Here is a 21,328-nt window from a genome sequence, read left to right on the forward strand (position 1 = left end):
ATTCAACCTCTAAAATTCTTGAGCAACTGAAACGCGATCGTAGGTAGAACTTTCACTTTTAGTACGGTGTCTCTGAAGTTGATCCATCTGTCAACAGCGGGCGCTATGGATACATATTTGCCCGTCGCATCGGTGTAAACGGACCCGTAAAGATCATAGATGTCGAGCACGAATGTATCGCAGCGATAAGTCCCGACCCTCAGTGGATAGCTGTCTCGCTTGGGCAACGACGGGACCGACTTGTCCGACAGCGTGTAGAACGATCCCAATTGATATATCTGACGTGCGCGGGCGACCATCGCCTCGCGACTGCTAAGCACTTGATTTCTTGCGCCTTCACTGCAGTTCGTTTCATAACATCCGAGCAGGTAGAAAAACGGGATGCTCGGTGACGCGGTACCCCAATATGCCTGCGGGCCTTGCGCCGCCACCTTCTTCTTGAAGCTTGAGAGCGATGTGTACTGAACTACCAGCGGTTCATTCATGACCTCGTAAAGATTTAAGCCATCAGAAAAAGCAATGTGCCCAAGCGATTGAACAATACCATTCGAGGACACCAATTCCCTTCCAACAACGTCCCCTGGATTTTTCGGGTCAGGCTTGTTGAGGTCCGGATCTGGTCCCGTACCCCAAAGCGCGCGCCCATCCGCCGCGACCACAACGAGATTTCCATCGTCCTGCGATCTCATATAAGCGCCTGGATTACCTGCCGTCGCCGAGTACCACGTCGGGTAAGTCCGGAGTCCTTGCGGCTTCGCATATCCGCCCCCCTTCGTCGGTGGTACGTGCGGCGGAGTGAAGTAGGTCACCGCATTACCGTCACCCTGCATCGCAAGAATGGACCCAGGACTCCCCGCCGTGTTGCTGTGCCACCGCACCGCGCCATCGCTGACGCGGTAATGCACGAGGTTGCCGTCGCCTTGCATCACCAACAGGTACTGACCGTTGTCCGAGTAGATGCCCTGCCCTGGCGCCAGACCCTGGCCAGAAGGGAGGTTTGCGGCGCTGACCCATGCCGCATAGCACGCCAGCAAGCCCGCAAGAAGCGTCTTGACGAATGCACTTGGGAGTGTGCCCGCATCAACGCGGGTGCCGACGGGCGCCGCTCTGCCGGCAAATGCAAATAAATTAAGTTTCGCCATGAATTCCTCCTTTAAAGGCGTCGTTTTTGGAGGAAGCAAGGATATCGAGATCAATTACCTCAAATAGAAGACTTAAGTTACGCAGCTTCTTCGCAGTTCAGTCTGTTAAAGCCGAATTGATTAATTCTTTCTGTAGTTGCCGCCCGATTTCGCCTCAGAGCGGCGAATGTCACGGCCCCGTCACCCATTCGCGGCATCGTCGGGCGCTTTGTCACAACAACGCTTCGCACCATGCAGCGCATCGCTTCCTTCTCTCTTCTCGCCATCGCCGCAGCCGCCCTGGCCGGCAACCCTGCTGCAGCGCAGACGGCCTACACCGCCACGCTTGCAGGCCATGCGCTCCTGCCGGCACGCACCTTCATCCCCGCGCCAAAGGACGCGCCCGCCGACCTGCAGGTCAGTGGCAAGTTCACGACGGGCAAGCGCGTCGAAGCCATCGGCAGCGTCGAAGGCCAATCGGGCGGTCGTGGCACCGGCGTGTCGCTGCCCTTCAAGGGCCAGCCGATCCAGGGCCAGTCGGGCATCAAGAAGATGAGCGACGGCAGCTTCTGGGTGCTCACCGACAACGGAGCCGGCGCGAAGGCCAATTCGCCTGACTTCATGCTCTACCTGAACCACTACAAGGTGGACTTCAAGAGCGGCAAATACGACCGGCTGGGCACGGTGTTCCTGCACGACCCGGACAAGAAGGTGCCTTTCCGGATCGTCCAGGAAGGCACGAAGCAGCGTTACCTCACGGGGTCCGATTTCGACCCCGAGAGCTTTCAGTTCGCCGGCGGCGCGCTGTGGATCGGCGAGGAATTCGGGCCCTACCTGATAAAGGCCGACCTCAAGGGCAAGGTGTTGGCCGTCTTCGAGACACAGGTCGACGGCAAGACAGTGCGCTCGCCCGATCACCCGGCCGTGACCACGCCGGGCGCTCCCGGCGGCGCGGTGGACTTCCAGGTGAAACGCTCCAAGGGCTTCGAGGGCATGGCGTCGTCCAAGGACGGAAGCAAGCTCTACGCGCTGCTCGAAGGCCCGGTGTGGAACGCCGAAGCCCAGGACTACGAGCGCGTCGACGGCAAGGAGGCGCTGCGGGTGCTGGAGTTCGACGTCGCCAGCGAAAAATGGACCGGCCGCCACTGGAAGTACCCGCTCGAAGCCAAGGGCCACGCCATCGGCGACTTCAACATGATCGACGGCACCACCGGCCTGGTGATCGAACGCGACAACGGCGAAGGCACGCCCGATAAGGCCTGCCCCGAAGGCCAGAAGCGCGCCGACTGCTTCCATGACCTCGCGAAGTTCAAGCGCGTCTACAAGATCGAGATGAGCGACGCCAACGTGGGCCAGTCCGTACGCAAGGTCGGCTACATCGACCTGCTGCAGATCGCCGACCCGCAGAAGCTGTCACGCAAGCCGACGGTCGAGGGCGTGCTGAGCTTCCCCTTCTTCACGATCGAGAACGTCGACGTGGTGGACGCCACCCACATCGTGGTGGGCAACGACAACAACCTGCCCTTCTCGAGCAGCCGCGAGCCGAACCGGGCGGACGACAACGAACTGGTGTTGCTGGAAGTGGGGGAGCTTCTGCGGGCCAAGTAAGCCCATCGCCGGGGCCGGCGCACGGCCGGCCGCCGTTGCGCTCAAAGATGCGTTGGCGCGGCCAGCGCCTGGATTGTTAGCGAATCGCGAATTCTGGGATGCCCTGCAGCATCTTGGTCGATGTGGATGCGGTGCCCAAACTCCAGGGCATCGCAACTCACCACATCGGACCACAGCATGACCCAGAAACTCTCGGACAAGATCGCCCTCGTCACCGGCGGCAGCAGCGGCATCGGCCTGGCCACCGCGCAGCGCTTCGTCGCTGAAGGCGCACGCGTCTTCATCACCGGCCGGCGCCAGGCCGAGCTCGATGCCGCCGTCAAGGCGATCGGCCCGCAAGCCACAGGCATTCGCAGCGACGTCGCGAACCTGGCCGACCTCGATCGCGTCTACGACACCATCCGCCAGCAGGCCGGCAAGCTCGACGTGCTGTTCGCCAATGCGGGTGGCGGCAGCGTCGCACCGCTGGGCGACATCAGCGAAGAGCACTTCGACAAGATCTTCGACACCAACGTGCGCGGCCTGCTCTTCACCGTGCAGAAGGCGCTGCCGTTGATGGGCAAGGGCAGCACCATCGTGCTGAATGCCTCGATCACCTCGATCAAGGGCAACCCCGCATTCAGCGTGTACAGCGCCAGCAAGGCGGCAGTGCGCAGCTTCGCGCGCAGCTGGACGATCGACCTCAAGGAGCGAGGCATTCGCGTGAACGCAGTCAGCCCCGGCGTGGTGCCGACGCCGGCCTACGACCTGCTGGGCCTCGACAAGGAACAGCTCAAGGGCTTCGTGGACGCACAGGCCCAGACCATTCCACTGGGCCGCGTGGGCACGCCCGACGAAATTGCCAAGGCGGTGGTCTTCCTGGCCTCGGACGACAGCAGCTTCGTCAACGGTATCGAGCTGTTCGTCGACGGCGGCTCGGCCCAGATCTGATCCCTGATCCCTGATCTCTGATCCGGGCCAGCCAGGCCATCAGCGCTTGCCGACGGAGATCAGCTCGACCTCGAAGTTGAGCGTCGCGTTGGGCGGGATCACGCCGCCCGCGCCACGCGTGCCGTAGGCGATGGCCGGCGGGCAGGTCAGCTTGGCCTTGCCGCCGACCTTCATCTTCTGCACGCCTTCGGTCCAGCACGGGATCACGCCGTTCAGCGGAAACTCGGTCGGCTCATTGCGCTTGTAGGAGCTGTCGAACTCCTTGCCGCTGTCGGGGAAGGTGCCGCGGTAGTGCACCTTGACCACGTCGGTGGCGGCGGGCGATGCGCCGGTGCCTTCCTTGAGCGACTGGTAGATCAGGCCGCTGGGCGTGGTGATGGGCGCGCCCTGCGCCATGGCGGCGGGCAGCAGGCACAAAGTGGCGAGGGCAGCGGCTGTCGAACGAAAGAAGGAACGCACAAGGATCTCCCGGGTTGGTTGAAAACAGTCCATTATTGCGGCGCGTGCCACCATGGCATCGCTCTTGCTGAAGGACCAGCCCACCGACCAAGGAGCGCGTGCATGTCCACAGGCCTGAAGAAAGTACTCGGCCCCGTCCAGCTCTGGGGCATCGCCGTCGGGCTGGTGATCTCGGGCGAGTACTTCGGCTGGAGTTACGGCTGGAACACGGCCGGCACGCTGGGCTTCCTGGTCGCCACGGTGCTGGTGGCGGCCATGTACACCACCTTCATCTTCAGCTTCACCGAATTGTCGACCGCGATCCCGCATGCAGGCGGGCCCTTCGCCTATGCACGGCGCGCCTTCGGGCCCACGGGCGGCTTCGTCGCCGGCTTCGCGACGCTGGTGGAATTCGTGTTCGCGCCGCCGGCCATCTCGCTGGCGATCGGGGCTTACCTCAACGTGCAGTTTCCCGGCATCGACCCCAAGCATTTCGCACTCGGCGCCTACGTCGTCTTCATCGCGCTCAACTGGATCGGCGTCGGCATCGCGGCAGCCTTCGAGCTGTTCGTCACCGTGCTGGCCATCTTCGAGCTGCTCGTATTCATGGGCGTGGTCGCACCGGGCTGGTCGCTCGCGAACTTCATGGCCCATGGCTGGTCGGGCAGCAGCAGCTTCGGCAGCGCGGCCGTGCCAGGCATCTTCGCGTCGATCCCGTTCGCGATCTGGTTCTTCCTGGCGATCGAGGGCGCGGCCATGGCGGCCGAAGAGGCACGCGATCCGCAACGCACCATCCCGATCGCCTACACCACCGGCATCGTGACGCTGGTGGTGCTGGCCTTCGGCGTGATGATCTTCGCCGGCGGCGTGGGCGACTGGCGCCGGCTCGCCAACATCAACGACCCGCTGCCGCAGGCCATGAAGGCGGTGGTGGGCGCCGACAGCGGATGGCTGCACATGCTGGTGTGGATCGGCCTGTTCGGGCTGATCGCGTCCTTCCACGGAATCATCATGGGCTACTCGCGCCAGATCTTCGCGCTGGCGCGCGCCGGCTACCTGCCGCCCACCTTCGCCGCGCTGAGCCCGCGCTTCGGCACGCCGCACCGGGCGCTGCTGGCCGGCGGCGTGATCGGCATCGCGGCCATCTTCAGCGACGAGTGGGTGCAGTTCGGCGGGCAAACGCTCACGGCCAACATCGTCACCATGTCGGTGCTGGGCGCGATCACCATGTACCTGGTCTCGATGGCGGCGTTGTTCAAGCTGCGCCGCGACGAGCCAGGGCTGCGCCGGCCCTACCGCGCGCCCTTCTACCCCGTCTTCCCGGGCATCGCCTTCGGGCTCGGCCTGGTGTGCCTGGGCGCGATGGTCTGGTTCAATGGCCGGCTGACGCTGCTGTACCTGGTGCTGATGGCGCTGGCCTACGGCTACTTCCGCCTCACGGCGGCACAGCGCGAGGCGGCGCTGCCCGACAAGATGCTGTCCAACACGGGCTGACCGCCCTTCTGCCACGATGCGCTACCGCACCACCCTCGACGCGCAGGTCTTCGACTTCGATGGTCTGCGCCAGGTCATGGCCGTCGCCAGCCCCGCGCGTTCGGGCGACGAGCTGGCCGGCATCGCAGCGACCAGCGCGCAGCAGCGCATGGCGGCGCGCCACGTGCTGGCCGAGACACCACTCAAGCAGTTTCTGAACGAAGCGCTGATCCCGTACGAGGACGACGACATCACGCGCCTGATCGTCGACACCCACGACGCAGCCGCCTTCGCCCCCGTGGCCCACATGACGGTGGGCGACTTCCGCAACTGGTTGCTGTCTGACCTGGCCGATGCGGACGCGTTGAGCGCGCTCGCGCCGGGCCTCACGCCCGAAATGGTCGCCGCCGTCTCCAAGCTGATGCGCAACCAGGACCTGATCGCCGTCGCGCGCAAGTGCCGCGTGGTCACGCGCTTTCGCGACACCATCGGCCTGCCTGGCCACCTGGCCGTGCGGCTGCAGCCCAACCATCCGACCGACGACCCGCGCGGCATCGCGGCGTCGATGCTCGACGGCCTGCTGATGGGCGCCGGCGATGCGGTGATCGGCATCAACCCCGTGTCCGACAGCCTGCAGCACCTGGGCGACCTGCTGCGCATGCTCGACGAGGTGATCCAGCGTTTCGAGATCCCGACGCAGAGCTGCGTGCTGACCCACGTGACCCACGCGCTGAAGCTGATGGAGTCCGGCGTGCCGGTGGACCTGGTGTTCCAGTCGATCGGCGGCACCGAGAAGACCAACCGCTCCTTCGGCGTCACGCACGAACTGCTCGACGAAGCCCATGCGGCCGCGCAGTCGCTCGCGCGCGGCACGGTGGGCCGCAACGTCATGTATTTCGAAACGGGCCAAGGCTCGGCGCTGTCGGCCGATGCCAACTTCGGCGTCGACCAGCAGACCTGCGAAGTGCGCGCCTATGCACTGGCGCGGCGCTACCAGCCGCTCTTGATCAACACGGTAGTCGGCTTCATCGGCCCGGAGTACCTCTACGACGGCAAGCAGATCATCCGCGCCGGGCTCGAAGACCACTTCTGCGGCAAGCTCATGGGCCTGCCCCTGGGCTGCGACGTCTGCTACACCAACCATGCCGAGGCCGACCAGGACGACATGGACTCGCTACTCGTGCTGCTGGGCGCCGCGGGCATCAGCTTCGTGATGGGCGTGCCGGGTGCAGACGACGTCATGCTCAACTACCAGAGCACGTCCTTCCACGATGCGCTGTTCCTGCGCCAGACACTTGGCCTCGCGCGGGCGCCCGAGTTCGAAGCCTGGCTGCAGCGCATGCGCATCACCGATGGCGCCGGGCTGCTGCTGCCGCCCGAGGCCAACCGGCTGCTGACCGACATGTCTTCGCTGAAGGCCTTGGGAGCGCACCGATGAGCGACGCCGTCACGCCGAGCCCTTGGACCGATTGGCGCCAGGCCACGCCGGCGCGCCTCGCCCTGGGACGTGCGGGCGCCGGCATGCCGACCGACGAGGTGCTACGCTTCGGATGGGCGCATGCGATGGCGCGCGACGCTGTCCATGCGCAGCTCGATACGGCCACGCTCGCGTCGACGCTGCGCGAAGCTGGCTGGGACGTGCTGCAGACCCGCAGCCAGGCGCCTGAGCGCGCGACGTATCTGCGTCGCCCCGACCTCGGCCGCCGGCTCGAAGACGAAGGAGCCGGGAGGCTGCGCGAAGCGGCGACCGGCCCGCACGACCTGTGTATCGTGATCGGCGACGGCCTCTCCGCCCTAGCCACGAGTCGGCATGCCGCACCGCTGGTGAATGCGCTGCGTCCGCTGCTGCCGGCCTCCGTCACGCTGGCGCCGGTGGTCATCGCCACGCAGGCCCGCGTCGCGCTGGCGGACGAGATCGGCGAGGCCCTGGGCGCCCGCCTCGCCGTGATGCTGATCGGCGAACGCCCCGGCCTCAGCTCCCCCGACAGCCTGGGCATCTACCTGACCCACGATCCGCGGCGCGGCCGCAACGATTCGGAACGCAACTGCATCTCGAACGTCCGCCCCGAAGGCCTGCCGATCCAGGCCGCCGCCTTCCGGCTCGCCTGGTTCATTCGCGAGTCGCTGCGGCGCGGCGTGACGGGCGTCGCGCTCAAGGACGACAGCGCACAGGCCGTGCTGGACTCGGGCGACGCAGCGGCCATCCCCTAGAGCGACTTCGTGCCGGGCCGGCGGTGCCTATCATGGGCGGCCGCAGACAAGGAGACAAGGAGACCGCATGACCGCAGACCGCTACCCGCTCGTCGAACTCGACAACCTGCCCGACGACATCCGCGCCAAGGTGCTCGAAGTGCAGGAGAAGTCCGGCTTCGTCCCCAACGTCTTCCTCGCCCTGGCCCGCCGCCCGGCCGAATGGCGCGCCTTCTTCGCGTACCACGACGCGCTGATGCTCAAGGAAGAAGGCTCGCTGACCAAGGGTGACCGCGAGATGATCGTCACCACCACCAGCGCGGCCAACCGCTGCCTCTACTGCGTGGTGGCGCACGGCGCGCTGCTGCGCATCTACGAGAAGAAGCCGCTGGTGGCCGATCAGGTGGCGACCAACTGGCGCAAGGCGGATATCACGCCGCGCCAATACGCCATGCTCGAGTTCGCGATGAAGGTCTGCGAGCGGTCGCACGAGATCGACGATGCCGACTTTCCGCCGCTGCACGCACACGGCTTCAGCGACGAAGACATCTGGGACATCGCGGCCATCACCGCCTTCTTCGGCCTGTCGAACCGCATGGCGAGCTTCAGCGGAATGCAGCCCAATGCGGAGTTCTATCTTCTGGGCCGGGTGCCCAAGCCAAAGAAGTAGGCATCGGACACGCCTGCGCATGCGCTCGGGCTTGGTTGCGATAGTTCGTCTGTCTTCTCTCGTGCTCTGCGAGACGCGCAGTCCAGGCTGGGCGCGGCGCGATGCGGCGCGGCCGCGCCTTCCTGGCGGAACCAGGCGGGACATTCACGTTTGGTTCATCTCGCCAAGGCACCTTATCGCCTGTCGAAGCATTCACTCGCGCTTCGGCCGCCCGACGACTTTCCTGACCATCGATGAAGACCGCCACCAGCCGGCCGGAAGAAGCCTCCGTGCTCGCAATCGACTCCACCGACGGAAGGACTGCCGACACTTCTGCGGACGCCTTCACGTGGAAAGTCGTCTGCGCCGTGCTCGTGCTGGCCGTGATCTGGTTCGGCACACTCGGGACCCGCTCACTGGTGCATCCCGACGAAGGTCGCTACGCAAGCCTTGCGCTCGAGATGGCGCGCACGGGTGACTGGGTCACGCCTCGGCTCAACGGACTGCCCTACTTCGAAAAGCCGGCCCTGCAGGCCTGGATCGGTGCGCTGGCCTTTCTCGCCTTCGGCGTGTCCGAATTCTCGGCGCGCCTGTGGCCCGGGCTGGCCGGCTTCCTCACGGTGCTGATCGTCGGCTTCACCGCGACTCGGCTTTTCGGGCGCGCGACGGGTCTGCGCGCGCTGGCGATCGCGGCGTCGATGACGTGGATCGAGCTCAACAGCCACTTCCTCACGCTCGATGCCGGACTGACGCTGTTCCTCACGCTCGCCCTGTGCGCGGTGCTGTTGGCCAACGAAGCGCCTGCGCCGTCGCGGCGCCGCTGGATCCTGCTGGCATGGGCCGCGATGGCCGCCGGCGTCCTGAGCAAGGGCCTCGTGGGCATCGTGATCCCCGGGGCCGTACTGGTGCTGGTGAGTCTCTGGCGCCGCGACGCCACGCTCTGGCGCGGCATGCACTGGGTGCCTGGCATCGCCCTCTTCCTGGCCATCACGGCACCCTGGTTCGTACTGGTCTCGCTGCGCAACCCCGGCTTCGCGGAGTTCTTCTTCGTCCACGAGCACTTCGCCCGTTACCTGACGCCCTCGCACAACCGCGATGGCGCCTGGTGGTACTACCTGCCGCTGTTGCTGGCCGGCATGCTGCCGTGGACAGGCGCCCTGCCCTGGCTGTTCCGGCGGGAAGGAGACAGCGCGGCACCCGAGCCGATCGCGGTTCGCCACATCCTGTCGGTCTGGTGCGGGTTCGTGCTGATCTTCTTCAGCGCGTCGAGCTCCAAGCTGCCCTCGTACATCCTGCCGATGTTCCCGGCGCTGGCGCTGGGCGTCGCCATGGCAATGCGCACGGCCTCACCGACGAGGCTGCGGCAGCACCTGCTCTTGCCCGCCGGCCTCTGGACTGTCGCGGCCCTGGCCTCCACGCAGAGCGCACGCTTCATCTCGATCACGACGCCTGCCGAGGTGCTGGAGCCTCTGGCCGCCGCGCTGCGCAGCGGCGCTGCATTGGTGCTGGGGGGCTGCGCGCTGGCCTGGTGGTGCCTGGGGCGCAGGCGCGTCACCGCCGCCGTGCTGAGCCTGGCGATCTCGCACGCCATTGCCATCGCCTTGCTGCTGCAGGCCCACAACGGCTACGGCCAACTCAAGAGCGCCGCCACGCTGGCCACCGCGCTTCCGCCCTTCATCACGCCCGACACGCCCGTGTTCGCCGTGCGCGACTACGACCAGACCCTGCCGTTCTATCTGCGCCGCAACGTCGTGCTGGTCGACTATCAAGACGAGTTCGCGCTCGGCCAGCAACGCGAGCCGGGCCGGTGGATCCCGACCCTCGACGAATTCGTCGTGCGCTGGCAGGCCGCTCCGCAAGCGGCGGCCTACATGGGCGCCGCGACCTGGGTCGAACTGCACCGGCGCGGCCTTCCGATGCGCATCGTTTTCCAAGACCCCCGCCGCGTCATCGTCGTCAAGCCTTCTCCCCCATGACCTCCAACCCGTTCCTTCCTTTCACCCGGCCAGCGATCGACGAGCAAACGATCGCCGAGGTCGCAGAGGTGCTTCGCTCGGGCTGGATCACCACCGGACCCCGCTGCCAGGCCCTGGAATCCGCCCTGTCGCAGCGCTTCGATGGCCGGCCCGTACGGCTGGTCAATTCGGGCACCGCCGCGCTCGAGTTGGCCTTGCGCCTGTGCGGCATCGGCCCCGGCGACGAAGTGATCACGACCCCGCTGAGCTGGGTCGCGACCGCCAACGTGGTCCTGGCAGTCGGCGCCACGCCCGTCTTCGTCGACGTCGAGGCAGCTACCCGCAACATCGATCTCGGCCAGGTCGAGCGCGCGATCACGCCGCGCACGCGCGCGCTGATCCCGGTCGACCTGGCCGGCCTGCCGGTCGACCGTGAGCGGCTCGATGCCATCGCCCGCCGCCATGGGCTGCGCGTCATCGAAGACGCTGCGCAATCCTTCGGCGCGCGCTGGGGCGGCCGCATCATCGGCAGCTTCGGCGACCTCGTGGCGTTCAGCTTTCACGCCAACAAGAATCTCACGACCGCCGAAGGCGGCTGCCTCGTGCTCAACAACGAGGTCGAAGCCCAACGCTTCGAGAGGCTGCGGCTGCAAGGCGTGGCCCGCCTGCCGGACGGCACCATGGATGTCGAGGCCTGGGGCGACAAGGCCAACCTGACCGACGTGTCTGCGGCGATCGGCCTCGGGCAATTGCGATCGATCGACGCATTCACGGCCAGGCGCCGCGCACTGGCCGAGCGCTACTTCGCGCGCTGGGACCGGTCCCTGGGCTTCGAGCTGCCGCCCACCGATATCGCCGAACACTGCAACTGGCACATGTTCCAGCCGCTGCTGCCGCGCGGCATGGCGCCGCGACGCGGCGACTTCATCGCCGCCATGCGCGAACAGGGCATCGGCGTCGGCGTGCACTACCCGGCCATGCATCTGTTTTCGCTGTTCCGCCGGCACGGCCATGCGCCAGGCGATTTCCCAATGGCCGAGGACATCGGCTCACGCACCGTCACGTTGCCCCTCTTTCCCGCCATGGCCGATGCCGACGTGGACCGCGTGTGCCAGGCGGTGACGGACGCGACCCGATCGCTTCGACACGGGACATCGCTGTGAAGATGAACGAGCCCACCGACATCTCGGGCACGCTGCCGCTCGACCGGCAGCCGGGCCCGGTCCTCAGCGTCGTGATCCCCGTCTACAACGAGGAGCCCGGGTTGGCCGCGCTTTTCGAGCGGATCTATCCGGCACTCGACGCACTGGCACTCGACTACGAGATCGTGTTCATCGACGACGGAAGCCGAGACCGCTCGGCCGCGCTGCTGGCCGCGCAGTTCGAGCGCCGGCCGGACGTCACGCGCGTGATATTGCTGAACGGCAACTTCGGCCAGCACCGTGCGATCCTGGCCGGCTTCGAGCATTGCCGCGGCACACGCGTGGTCACGCTTGACGCCGATCTGCAGAACCCCCCCGAGGACATCGGCCTGCTGATCCAGGCCATGGACAGCGGCCACGACTACGTCGGCTCGATCCGCCGCGAACGGCAGGATGCGGCCTGGCGAGGATGGGCCTCGCGCGCGATGAACGGCCTGCGCCAGCGCATCACCGGCATCGTGATGACCGACCAGGGTTGCATGATGCGGGCCTACAGCCGGGACATCGTGCAGCTGATCAACCAGTGCAACGAGATGAACACCTTCATCCCCGCGCTGGCCTACCAGTTCGCCAAGAACCCGACCGAGGTGGTGGTCGGCCACGAGGCGCGCCATGCGGGCGAGTCGAAGTATTCGTTCTATCGGCTGGTCCGGTTGAATTTCGACCTGGTCACAGGTTTTTCGGTGATGCCGCTGCAGGCCTTCTCGATGCTGGGCATCGTGGTCTCGCTGCTCTCCGGCTCCCTGTTCGTGCTGCTGGCCGGGCGACGGCTGCTGTTCGGGCCCGAGGAAGGCGGCGTCTTCACGCTGTTCGCGCTGCTGTTCCTGCTGGTCGGACTCGCGCTGTTCGGCATCGGTCTGCTCGGCGAGTACATCGGGCGCATCTACGAAGAAGTTCGAGCACGGCCGCGCTACCAGGTCAGTGCGATCCTGGAGCGCGAGCGATGAGCGTCGACAACCGCCCCGCGCGCGCGATCGTCTTCGCCTACCACGACGTGGGCGTGCGCTGCCTGCGTGTACTGCTCGATGCAGGCGTCGAAGTCCCGCTGGTCGTCACCCACGCGGACGCCGCGGGCGAGACGATCTGGTTTCGCAGCGTCGCCGCCCTGGCGGCCGAGCACGGCCTGCGCTGCGTGCACCCCGCGGACCCGCACGACCCGGCCCTGCTGGCCGCCGCGCAGGCGGCCGAGCCGGATTTCCTGTTCTCCTTCTACTACCGGCAGATGCTCAAGCGGGACTGGCTGCAGTTGCCGCGACGCGGGGCCTACAACATGCACGGCTCGCTGCTGCCGCACTACCGCGGCCGCGCGCCTGTGAACTGGGCCGTGATCCACGGCGAGCGCGAGACCGGCGCCACGCTGCACCGGATGAACGAGAAGCCCGACAACGGCGCGATCGTCGACCAGTTCGCAGTGCCTATCCTGTCCGACGACACCGCGCACGAGGTGTTCGGCAAAGTGACGGTGGCGGCCGAGATCGTGCTCGCGCGCAGCCTGCCCGGGCTGCTCGACGGCAGCGCGCTCGAATGGACCCAGGACCTGTCGCAAGGGCGCTACTTCGGTGGACGCCGGCCCGAGGATGGCCGCATCCCGCCCGATGCGAATGCCCGGCAGATCCACGACTTGGTTCGCGCGCTGGCGCCGCCGTATCCATGCGCCTTTCTCCACATCGGCGGCAAGCGCTTCTTCATCGAGAGAACGCTCCCCGCCCCGCCGCGGGCCGATGCGCCCGGCAGCGGGCTGCGGCTGCTGAGCGATGGCTTCACCCTGTGGTTGATCGCTGCAGACGGTGGTGCGCTGCGCGTACTCGCCGCGCGACGCGATGGAGATTCCATCGCCCTGAATGCCCGAGGCTTCATCGCGCTGTTTCCCAGCCGCTGGATCGCGGCTGACGCCGATTGATTCTGCTTTCCCCTGAACGACCACGATCATGCTCAAAGTCCTCATCCTCGGCGTCAACGGCTTCATCGGCCACCACCTGACGCGCTACATCATGGAGCGCACGGACTGGGAAGTGCACGGCATGGACATGCTCTCGGATCGCGTAGCGCCATGGATGTCCAACCCGCGCTTCCACTTCTTCGAGGGTGACATCACGATCAACAAGGAATGGATCGAGTACCACGTGAAGAAGTGCGACGTGGTGCTGCCGCTGGTCGCCATCGCGACGCCAGCCGCCTACGTGCGTGAGCCGCTGCGCGTGTTCGAGCTCGACTTCGAGGCCAACCTGCCGATCGTGCGGCAGTGCCTGCGCTATCGCAAGCGCGTGGTCTTCCCCTCGACCAGCGAGGTGTACGGCATGTGCACCGACGAACAGTTCGACCCGGAAGCTTCGTCGCTCGTCTACGGACCGATCAACAAGCCGCGGTGGATCTATGCGTGCGCCAAGCAGCTGATGGACCGCGTGATACACGCCTACGGCCAGCAGGAAGGACTGCGGTATACGCTGTTCCGCCCCTTCAACTGGATCGGGCCGGGGCTCGACAGCATCCACGCCCCGAAAGAGGGCTCGAGCCGCGTGCTCACGCAGTTCCTTGGCCATATCGTGCGTGGCGAACCGATCTGCCTGGTCGACGGCGGCAGGCAGCAGCGCGCCTTCACCTACGTGGACGACGGCATCGCGGCGCTCGTGAAGATCATCGCGAACGAAGGCGGAGTCGCCGACGGCAAGATCTACAACATCGGAAACCCGGACAACAATCACTCGATCCGCTCGCTCGCACGCATGATGCTGGACCTCGCGAGCACGCTCCCCGAGTACCAGGAGGCCGCGGCCTCGGTTCAACTGGTCGACGTCGCCTCGGAGAACTACTACGGCAACGGCTACCAGGACGTCCTGCATCGCGTCCCCGACATCGAGCGGACCAAGGCCGACCTGGCATGGCAGCCACGTGTCGGAATGCAGGAAGCGCTGCGCGAAATGTTCGCCTACTACCGCGACCACGCTGCGGCAGCCGCCGACCTGGTGGCCTGAGCGCGATGGCGCGGATTGCCCTGAAGGTCGATGTCGACACCTGGCGCGGAACGCGCGAAGGCGTGCCGGCCCTGGCGCGCCTGTTGGCAGACCGGCGCTGCGGCGCGAGCTTTCTGTTCAGCCTGGGACCGGACCACACCGGCCGCGCCATCCTGCGCGTGCTGCGCCCCGGCTTCATCGGCAAGGTGGCGCGCACCTCGGTCGTCGAACATTACGGCGTGCGAACCCTGCTGCACGGCGTGCTGTTGCCCGGGCCCGACATCGGTCGGCGTGAAGCGGCCACCCTGCGCAGCGTGCGCGACGCCGGCTTCGAGGTGGGGGTGCACTGCTGGGACCACGTGCGTTGGCAGGACGGGCTGCTGAGCCACGATGCCGCCTGGGCCGAGCGCGAAATGCGACGCGCGCTCGATCGGCATGCCGAAGTCTTCGGCGCACCCGCACGGTTGCATGGCGCGGCTGGCTGGCAGTTCAACGCCGCGGCTGCACGCGCCCAGGTGGCGCTGGGCATCGCGTTTGCGTCCGACACACGCGGCACGCATCCCTTCGTGCCCGTGGCCGATGACGGCAGCACCTTGGGACCGCCGCAATATCCCACCACGCTTCCGACGCTCGACGAACTTCTCGGCGTGGACGGCTTGACCACCAACAACGTCCACCGCCACCTGCTGCGATTGACGGAGGGGACCACGCAGGACCAGGTCTACACCCTGCATGCCGAACTCGAAGGTCAGAAGCTGCGGCCGGTCTTCGAGCGCTTGCTCGCAGGCTGGCAGGCGCAGGGGCACGAACTCGTGGCGTTGGGGTCCCTGTACCGGGACGTGCCGACGCGGGCGCTGCCACAGCACCGGATCACACTGGGCACCGTGCCCGGTCGCTCCGGTCTCCTGGCGGTGCAAGGCGCAGCTTGCTGAATGCTGAACGGCACCGTCAGCTTTGGTTCACGCGGCTTCTCTAGCATCCGTGCCTAGATGACCCATCCCGATGTCGCACTTTTTCTCTGGATGTCGGCGGGTGCGCTGCCTCCTTCATGGTTGGTCGACATCGCCTCCGCGATCGCGCGAGGTGGCCCTTGGGTCACCGCGGCCATCATGGGCTGGGTGGCGTTTCGAATGCCACGCGAGCGCAGCTATCTGATGGCCTTGCTCGCGATGGCCGGCATCTCTTCGCTGACGTCGCATGCCATCGCCAGCATGATCGGACTGCAGCGCCCCTTTGTTCTCGGGCTCAGCCCGGCCTACATCGCACACGCACCGTCCGCTGCCCTGCCAAGCACGCACGCCACCGTCATGGGATTGATTGCGCTCGGCGCCCTCTGTCGACCTGGTTTGCGAGGCTGGTTTCCGGTGACGGCCATCGCGGCACTGGTGACCGGGTGGGCGCGTGTGTATGTCGGCGTGCATTTCCCCTCCGACATCCTGGCTGGCTTCGTGCTGTCGGGTGTGCTGCTGGTCGCATTTTTGGGCGCTCAATGGCTGACTCGGCGCCTCGTCATTCCGACTCTCGCACGGCTTGATTCCACGCCGGGCGAAGAAGGTCGACCTGCCGGCTAAGGTCAAGAGCCGCAGGGGTGTCTGCACCGGGCGGGAAGAGCCCTATCGACGAAACGCCTCGCCTTGGTCTATCCTTGGTCTTACCACGGTAAGGCAGGAATATGTCCAGAGACGAAGCACGCTCCCCGCACGCGCTCGAGGTTCCACGTTGGCCGGCCATCGGCCTGGCGAACGACCACGCCGGATTCCTGCTGAAGGCATTCGTCTTCGGTGTTCTCGCGCAGCACTGCGATCAGGTCATCGATGTCGGCGTGATGTCGGACGCGCCGGTCGACTTTCCGGACGTCACGCGAAAAGCCATTTCCCTCATCCAGGAAGGCACGGTCAAACGGGTCGTGCTCGTTTGCGGCACGGGCGCAGGCGCGTGCATCGCCGCGAACAAGATTCCCGGCATTCGCGCGGCGGTCTGTCACGACACCTTCGTGGCGCGCCAAGCCGTGGAACACGACGACGTCAATGTGCTGTGCATCGGTGCCTGGATCGTCGGGCCGCAGGTGGCGCGCGACGTGATCGAGACGTTTCTGGCCTCGGCTTTCAGCACGGAAGAGCACTTCCGCCGTCGCGTCGACAAGCTCGGCGACCTGGAGCGCGAAGCGGCACAGGCCCTGGTCGAAGGCCGGCGTTTCCCCTGACCACGCGCGGGATGAACAAGCCGATCAAGATCATCCAGCAGTCCGACGGCAGCGAAGACGGCTACGAACGCGTCGTGTCGTTCCTGCGCGAGCAACTGGTCACGGGTCAGCTCAAGACCGGCGATCGACTCCTGCCGGAACGTGACCTCGCGAGCGCGCTCGGCGTCAGCCGCCCGGTCATTCGCGAGGCGCTGCGCGCGTTGGCGACGCTAGGTGCGCTCGAGATCAAGCGCGGCTTCGGCACGGTGGTGCGCGAGCCCGACTTCACGGCGCTCTCCGACTACTTCAGCCTGGTCCTGGCCCAGCAGGCGGGCGCCGCGGACGACGTGATGCAGGCGCGCATCGCCATCGAGCGGCAGGCGATCCGCCTGGCGTGCACACGTGCGCTCGCGCAGGACCTGGACAGGCTCACGCAGGCCCTGCAGGCCATCAAGGAAACCATCGACGACCCGGTCAAGGGCGGTGCCGCGGACTTTCACTTCCACACGATGATCGTGGACGCGGCGCACTCGCCGGCGCTCTCCAGCGTCTACGCGGCCGTCGCCAAGCTGTTGCAGCACTCGCACATGGAGCGCAGGCGGGTCATCGCCAGCGTGCCCGGCGTCGACTCGTACCTCGTCGACCACCACGAGGCCATCATGCTGGCGATTCGACGCAAGAACGCATCTGAAGCAGATGCACTGCTCGCCGAGCATTTCGAGATCGGCGCGAACCTGCGCGAAGACGCTGCCCAGGTGGGCGTGGCCACACGGCGGCCCGGCAAGCAGCGCGCCACCCAGCGGGGGAACTGAATGGCCGCCTCCATCGTCGTCTTCGGCAGCCTGAACATGGACCTGATGGTCCGTGTGACGCGTGCGCCGCGGGCCGGCGAAACGATGCGCGGGCTCGGGTTCCTCACCAACCCGGGTGGCAAGGGCGCGAACCAGGCCGTCGCCTGCGCCCGGCAAGGCGCCAGCGTGGCGATGGTGGGTTGCGTCGGAGAAGACGACTTCGGCGAGGCATTGCGCCATGCGCTCGCCGCGGACGGGGTCGACGTCGCCAACGTCCGCTCCGTCGAAGGCAGCACGGGCGTGGCCGTGGTGATGGTGGACGCAGAGGGCGAGAACCGCATCACGCTCGTGCCCGGCGCCAACGAGTCGGTGAAGGCAGACGGCGAGACCCTTGCGGGCGAGTTCCTGCTTCTGCAGTGCGAAGTTCCGATGAGCGAGGTCGTGCTGGCCGCAGGGATCATGCATGCCCGGGGAGCGATCGTGGTGCTGAATCCGGCGCCCGTCTGCCAGCTCCCCGACGAACTCTGGTCGCTGGTCGACATCATCGTCATGAACGAAATCGAGGCTGCGGAACTCACTGGCCTGCCCGTGAGCGATCCTGCGAACGCCGCCATCGCGGCGTCTTCGGTTCGCCAGCGCGGACCTTCGACGGCGATCGTGACACTGGGCGGCCAGGGCGTGGTGCTCGCCGACGAGGACGGCTGCCGTCACTTCCCCGCGATGGACGTCCAGGTGGTCGACACCACGGCGGCCGGCGACACGTTCATCGGCGCGATGTGCGCGGCGCGCGCTGCGGGGCGATCGATGGACGCCGCCGTCATGCGGGGGATACAGGCCGCGACGATCTGCGTCACCCGGCCCGGAGCACAGGCCTCGATCCCCTATCTCCACGAAATGGCCGGGCCGTGAACTACAAGTTCGACTTCACCAGCGTACTGGCGCAATGGCCGCTGTTCATGCATGGCGCGTGGCTCACGATCAAGCTGTCGCTGGCCGCCACACTGCTCGGCATCGTGATCGGTACGCTGTGCGCCATCGGCCGTGGCAGCCACAACAGGTTGGTGGCGCGCGCGTGCGCGATCTACGTCGAGGCGATCCGGAATACGCCGCTGCTGGTGCAGATCTTCCTCGTGTACTTCGGGCTCGCGAGCATCGGCCTGAAGGTGCCCGCCTTCGTCGCCGCGGTATTGGCGATGGTCATCAACATCGGCGCCTACACCACCGAGATCATGCGCGCGGGCATCGAGTCGATCCACAAGAGCCAGATCGAGGCAGCGGAGTGCCTCGCGCTTTCGCGCGCGCAGGTCTACTGGCACGTGATCCTGCGTCCCGCGATGGAGCGCGTCTACCCGGCCCTTACCAGCCAATTCGTGCTGCTGATGCTGGCAACTTCCATCACCTCGCAGATCTCGGCCGAAGAGCTCACAGCCATCGCGAATCGGGTGCAGTCGGACACCTTCCGTTCGTTCGAAACCTATGCCGTGGTCGCGGTGTTCTACCTCCTGCTGTCGCTGCTGATGCGCGGCGCGTTCTGGGCCGCCGGGCAGGCGCTCTTCACCCGTCGCCGCAAGCTGGGAACGCCACTGTGAACAGCGCGTTCAACGCCAATCACCTCGTGTTCCTGCTGCAAGGCGCGGGGTGGACGCTGGTGCTCTCGCTGATCGCCTTCATCGGTGGCGGGCTCGTCGGGTTCATCGTGGCCTTGTCCCGCGTCTCGCCGATCCGCCCGGTGCGCTGGGCAGCGACCCTGTACGTGCAGTTGGTGCAAGGCACGCCACTTCTGATCCTGATGTTCCTCGCCTATTTCGGCCTGAGCATCATCGGCCTGAGCCTGCCTGCGCTGGTGGCGGCCGGCGTTTCGATGACGATCTACGTCAGCGCGTACATCGGCGAGATCTGGCGCGGCTGCATCCAGGCCGTGCCCCGCACGCAGTGGGAAGCCGCGGAGTGCCTCGCACTCTCTTCGACGCAGCGCATGGGCCTCGTGGTCTTGCCGCAGGCCTTGCGCATCGCGACGCCGCCCACGGTGGGCTTCATGGTGCAGATCGTCAAGAACACGTCGCTCGCCTCGGTTGTCGGCTTCGTCGAACTCGCCCGCGCCGGCCAAGTCGTCAACAACTCGCTGTTCGAACCGTTCGTGGTCTACATGCTCGTCGCGGGTCTCTACTTTCTGCTTTGCTTTCCGCTCTCGTGGTGGAGCCGGCAACTCGAACGCCGCCTGCTGGTGGCCCATCGCGTGGAGGTCGCCCCGGCATGAGCATCATCGTGCTCGACAACGTACACAAGAGCTTCGGCGCCCTGAAAGTGCTGGACGGCGTGAGCTTCAGCGTGAACAAAGGTGAAGTGTTCGCCATCATCGGCCGCAGCGGCTCGGGCAAGAGCACGGCGTTGCGCTGCATCGACCGGCTGGAGCGCATCGACCAGGGCCGTATCCAGGTGGCCGGGCACGAGGTGAGCGACCCCAAGCTCGACCTGCGCCAACTGCGCCGCGACGTGGGCATCGTCTTCCAGAGCTACAACCTGTTCCCGCACCTCACCGCCGCGGAAAACATCGCGCTCGCGCCGCGTCACAGCAAAGGCAAGACGCGCGCCGAGGCGAACGAGCTGACCGAGCGCGTGCTGGCGCAAGTGGGACTGTCCGACAAGGCGAAGAGCTACCCCGAGCAGCTTTCCGGCGGGCAGCAGCAGCGCGTGGCCATCGCCCGCTCGCTCGCGATGGAGCCCCAGGTCATGCTTTTCGACGAAGTGACTTCGGCGCTCGACCCTCAACTCACGGGCGAGGTGCTCAAGGTGATGGCCGACCTCGCCGCGGGCGGGATGACCATGGTCCTGGTCACTCATGAAATGGCCTTCGCGCACAACGTCGCCGACACCACCCTGTTCATGCACAAGGGCCGCGTCTGGGAACAAGGCGGGCCGGAGATGTTCGACCGGCCGCAGACGGAGGAACTGCAGAAGTTCCTCGGGATCGGCCTTTGAGAGTTCTTCCCCCACAACCACAGGAGACACCATGACCCTCAAGCACCTGATCCGCCGCGCACTGATGCTGGCTGCGCTGTCCACGGTCATCTTTGGCGCGCAAGCCGACACGCTGGACAAGATTCGTGCGGACAAGAAGATCCGTGTTTCGATCGACCTGGCCGTCCCGCCTTCCGGCATGACCGATGCGAGCATGAAGCCGACCGGCTCGGACTACGACGTGGCGGTGCTGCTGGCGAAGGACCTCGGCGTCGCTCTCGAAGTGGTGCCGACCGTCGGCGCCACGCGCATCCCCAACCTGCAGACCAACAAAGCGGACATCATCATCTCCACGCTGGCGTGGACGCCGGAGCGCGCCAAGGTGATCGACTACTCGGTTCCCTACGCGCCTCAGATCTCGCTGGTGGGTGGCATCAAAAGCATCGACGTGAAGAGCATGGCCGAGCTGGCCGGCAAGAGCGTTGCAGTCAACCGCAGCACCACACAAGACAACGACCTCACCCAGAATGCCAAAGGCGCCACCGTGGTGCGCTACGACGACGATGCCGGCGTGATCACGGCCGTGGTCACCGGCCAGGCCGACCTGGTGGGCACGTCGAACGCACTCTTCCAGACCATGAAGGAGAAGGCACCCAACCGGCAACTCGAGCAGAAGTTCGTGCTGCGCGTCAACGACCTCGGCATCGGCGTGCGCAAGGACGACCCGCAGCTGCTCGCGTGGGTCAACACCTGGGTGAAGGCCAATCACGCCAACGGCAAGCTCAACGAGATCTTCAAGAAGTACCACGGCACCGATATCCCGAAAGACGTCGTGGAGAAGTGGGTCAAGTGAGGCGGGCGCGACGCGGCGCGGCGCGAT

At 66.2% G+C, this 21,328-nt stretch carries 22 protein-coding genes; 20 read left to right on the top strand and 2 right to left on the bottom strand.

Going from position 1 to position 21,328, the window contains the following annotated elements; all coding sequences use genetic code 11:
• Positions 1-2: 2 nt before the first annotated feature.
• Positions 3-1,142, bottom strand: a complete 1,140-nt coding sequence (locus tag B0W80_RS34645) for a hypothetical protein (RefSeq protein ID WP_143684458.1) — start codon at positions 1,140-1,142, stop codon at positions 3-5.
• Between the two features lie 231 nt (positions 1,143-1,373).
• On the opposite strand from B0W80_RS34645, the gene B0W80_RS03235 reads away from it, so the two are divergent.
• Together B0W80_RS03235 and B0W80_RS03240 are read left to right on the top strand one after the other, a co-directional pair.
• Positions 1,374-2,729 (top strand): esterase-like activity of phytase family protein, encoded by a 1,356-nt coding sequence (locus tag B0W80_RS03235; protein ID WP_076997667.1) that lies wholly within the window; start codon positions 1,374-1,376, stop codon positions 2,727-2,729.
• 177 nt (positions 2,730-2,906) lie between these two features.
• The gene (locus B0W80_RS03240; RefSeq protein WP_076997668.1) at positions 2,907-3,659 is read left to right on the top strand and encodes a glucose 1-dehydrogenase; all 753 of its coding nucleotides are present in this window, start codon (positions 2,907-2,909) and stop codon (positions 3,657-3,659) included.
• A 39-nt stretch (positions 3,660-3,698) separates the two neighbouring features.
• Here the strand turns inward: B0W80_RS03240 and B0W80_RS03245 are convergent, their stop codons facing one another.
• The gene (locus tag B0W80_RS03245) at positions 3,699-4,055 is read right to left on the bottom strand and encodes an FKBP-type peptidyl-prolyl cis-trans isomerase (RefSeq protein ID WP_256856469.1); all 357 of its coding nucleotides are present in this window, start codon (positions 4,053-4,055) and stop codon (positions 3,699-3,701) included.
• Positions 4,056-4,220: 165 nt separating this feature from the next.
• Between B0W80_RS03245 and eat the strand changes: the two genes are divergently transcribed.
• From eat to B0W80_RS03335, 18 genes are all read left to right on the top strand, one after another.
• Positions 4,221-5,591: an ethanolamine permease gene (eat, locus tag B0W80_RS03250; protein WP_076997670.1), complete on the top strand. Its 1,371-nt coding sequence runs from the start codon at positions 4,221-4,223 to the stop codon at positions 5,589-5,591.
• A gap of 16 nt (positions 5,592-5,607) precedes the next feature.
• Positions 5,608-7,008 (top strand): ethanolamine ammonia-lyase subunit EutB, encoded by a 1,401-nt coding sequence (locus B0W80_RS03255; RefSeq protein WP_076997671.1) that lies wholly within the window; start codon positions 5,608-5,610, stop codon positions 7,006-7,008.
• Positions 7,005-7,781, top strand: coding sequence for an ethanolamine ammonia-lyase subunit EutC (gene eutC, locus B0W80_RS03260; RefSeq protein WP_076997672.1), 777 nt, complete (start codon positions 7,005-7,007; stop codon positions 7,779-7,781). Before B0W80_RS03255 ends, eutC begins: the two co-directional genes overlap by 4 nt.
• 67 nt (positions 7,782-7,848) lie before the next feature.
• Entirely contained in the window at positions 7,849-8,430 is a 582-nt protein-coding gene (locus tag B0W80_RS03265; protein WP_076997673.1) for a peroxidase-related enzyme, read from the top strand.
• Between the two features lie 233 nt (positions 8,431-8,663).
• Complete coding sequence (locus tag B0W80_RS03270) at positions 8,664-10,385, top strand: glycosyltransferase family 39 protein (RefSeq protein WP_083745152.1); 1,722 nt, start codon at positions 8,664-8,666, stop codon at positions 10,383-10,385.
• Positions 10,382-11,527 (top strand): DegT/DnrJ/EryC1/StrS aminotransferase family protein, encoded by a 1,146-nt coding sequence (locus B0W80_RS03275; protein WP_076997674.1) that lies wholly within the window; start codon positions 10,382-10,384, stop codon positions 11,525-11,527. The genes B0W80_RS03270 and B0W80_RS03275 overlap by 4 nt, the downstream gene beginning before the upstream one ends.
• A gap of 2 nt (positions 11,528-11,529) precedes the next feature.
• Positions 11,530-12,513, top strand: coding sequence for a glycosyltransferase (locus B0W80_RS03280; protein ID WP_076997675.1), 984 nt, complete (start codon positions 11,530-11,532; stop codon positions 12,511-12,513).
• Positions 12,510-13,466 (top strand): formyltransferase, encoded by a 957-nt coding sequence (locus tag B0W80_RS03285; RefSeq protein ID WP_076997676.1) that lies wholly within the window; start codon positions 12,510-12,512, stop codon positions 13,464-13,466. The genes B0W80_RS03280 and B0W80_RS03285 overlap by 4 nt, the downstream gene beginning before the upstream one ends.
• Positions 13,467-13,494: 28 nt before the next feature.
• Positions 13,495-14,538: a bifunctional UDP-4-keto-pentose/UDP-xylose synthase gene (locus tag B0W80_RS03290; protein ID WP_076997677.1), complete on the top strand. Its 1,044-nt coding sequence runs from the start codon at positions 13,495-13,497 to the stop codon at positions 14,536-14,538.
• Positions 14,539-14,543: 5 nt separating this feature from the next.
• Complete coding sequence (locus B0W80_RS03295) at positions 14,544-15,449, top strand: 4-deoxy-4-formamido-L-arabinose-phosphoundecaprenol deformylase (RefSeq protein WP_076997678.1); 906 nt, start codon at positions 14,544-14,546, stop codon at positions 15,447-15,449.
• Between the two features lie 57 nt (positions 15,450-15,506).
• Entirely contained in the window at positions 15,507-16,088 is a 582-nt protein-coding gene (locus B0W80_RS03300; protein ID WP_083745153.1) for a phosphatase PAP2 family protein, read from the top strand.
• Between the two features lie 101 nt (positions 16,089-16,189).
• Complete coding sequence (locus B0W80_RS03305; protein WP_076997680.1) at positions 16,190-16,720, top strand: RpiB/LacA/LacB family sugar-phosphate isomerase; 531 nt, start codon at positions 16,190-16,192, stop codon at positions 16,718-16,720.
• Positions 16,721-16,731: 11 nt separating this feature from the next.
• Positions 16,732-17,511, top strand: a complete 780-nt coding sequence (locus B0W80_RS03310) for a FadR/GntR family transcriptional regulator (RefSeq protein WP_076997681.1) — start codon at positions 16,732-16,734, stop codon at positions 17,509-17,511.
• On the top strand, positions 17,512-18,399 hold the full coding sequence (rbsK, locus tag B0W80_RS03315) for a ribokinase (RefSeq protein ID WP_076997682.1): 888 nt from the start codon (positions 17,512-17,514) through the stop codon (positions 18,397-18,399).
• Positions 18,396-19,079, top strand: a complete 684-nt coding sequence (locus B0W80_RS03320) for an amino acid ABC transporter permease (protein WP_076997683.1) — start codon at positions 18,396-18,398, stop codon at positions 19,077-19,079. Before rbsK ends, B0W80_RS03320 begins: the two co-directional genes overlap by 4 nt.
• Positions 19,076-19,747 (top strand): amino acid ABC transporter permease, encoded by a 672-nt coding sequence (locus B0W80_RS03325; protein ID WP_076997684.1) that lies wholly within the window; start codon positions 19,076-19,078, stop codon positions 19,745-19,747. Before B0W80_RS03320 ends, B0W80_RS03325 begins: the two co-directional genes overlap by 4 nt.
• On the top strand, positions 19,744-20,469 hold the full coding sequence (locus B0W80_RS03330) for an amino acid ABC transporter ATP-binding protein (protein ID WP_076997685.1): 726 nt from the start codon (positions 19,744-19,746) through the stop codon (positions 20,467-20,469). The genes B0W80_RS03325 and B0W80_RS03330 overlap by 4 nt, the downstream gene beginning before the upstream one ends.
• A gap of 31 nt (positions 20,470-20,500) precedes the next feature.
• Complete coding sequence (locus B0W80_RS03335; RefSeq protein ID WP_076997686.1) at positions 20,501-21,301, top strand: transporter substrate-binding domain-containing protein; 801 nt, start codon at positions 20,501-20,503, stop codon at positions 21,299-21,301.
• Positions 21,302-21,328: the final 27 nt, after the last annotated feature.

Source organism: Variovorax sp. KK3 (genome assembly GCF_001984055.1).
GTDB lineage: Bacteria > Pseudomonadota > Gammaproteobacteria > Burkholderiales > Burkholderiaceae_C > Variovorax.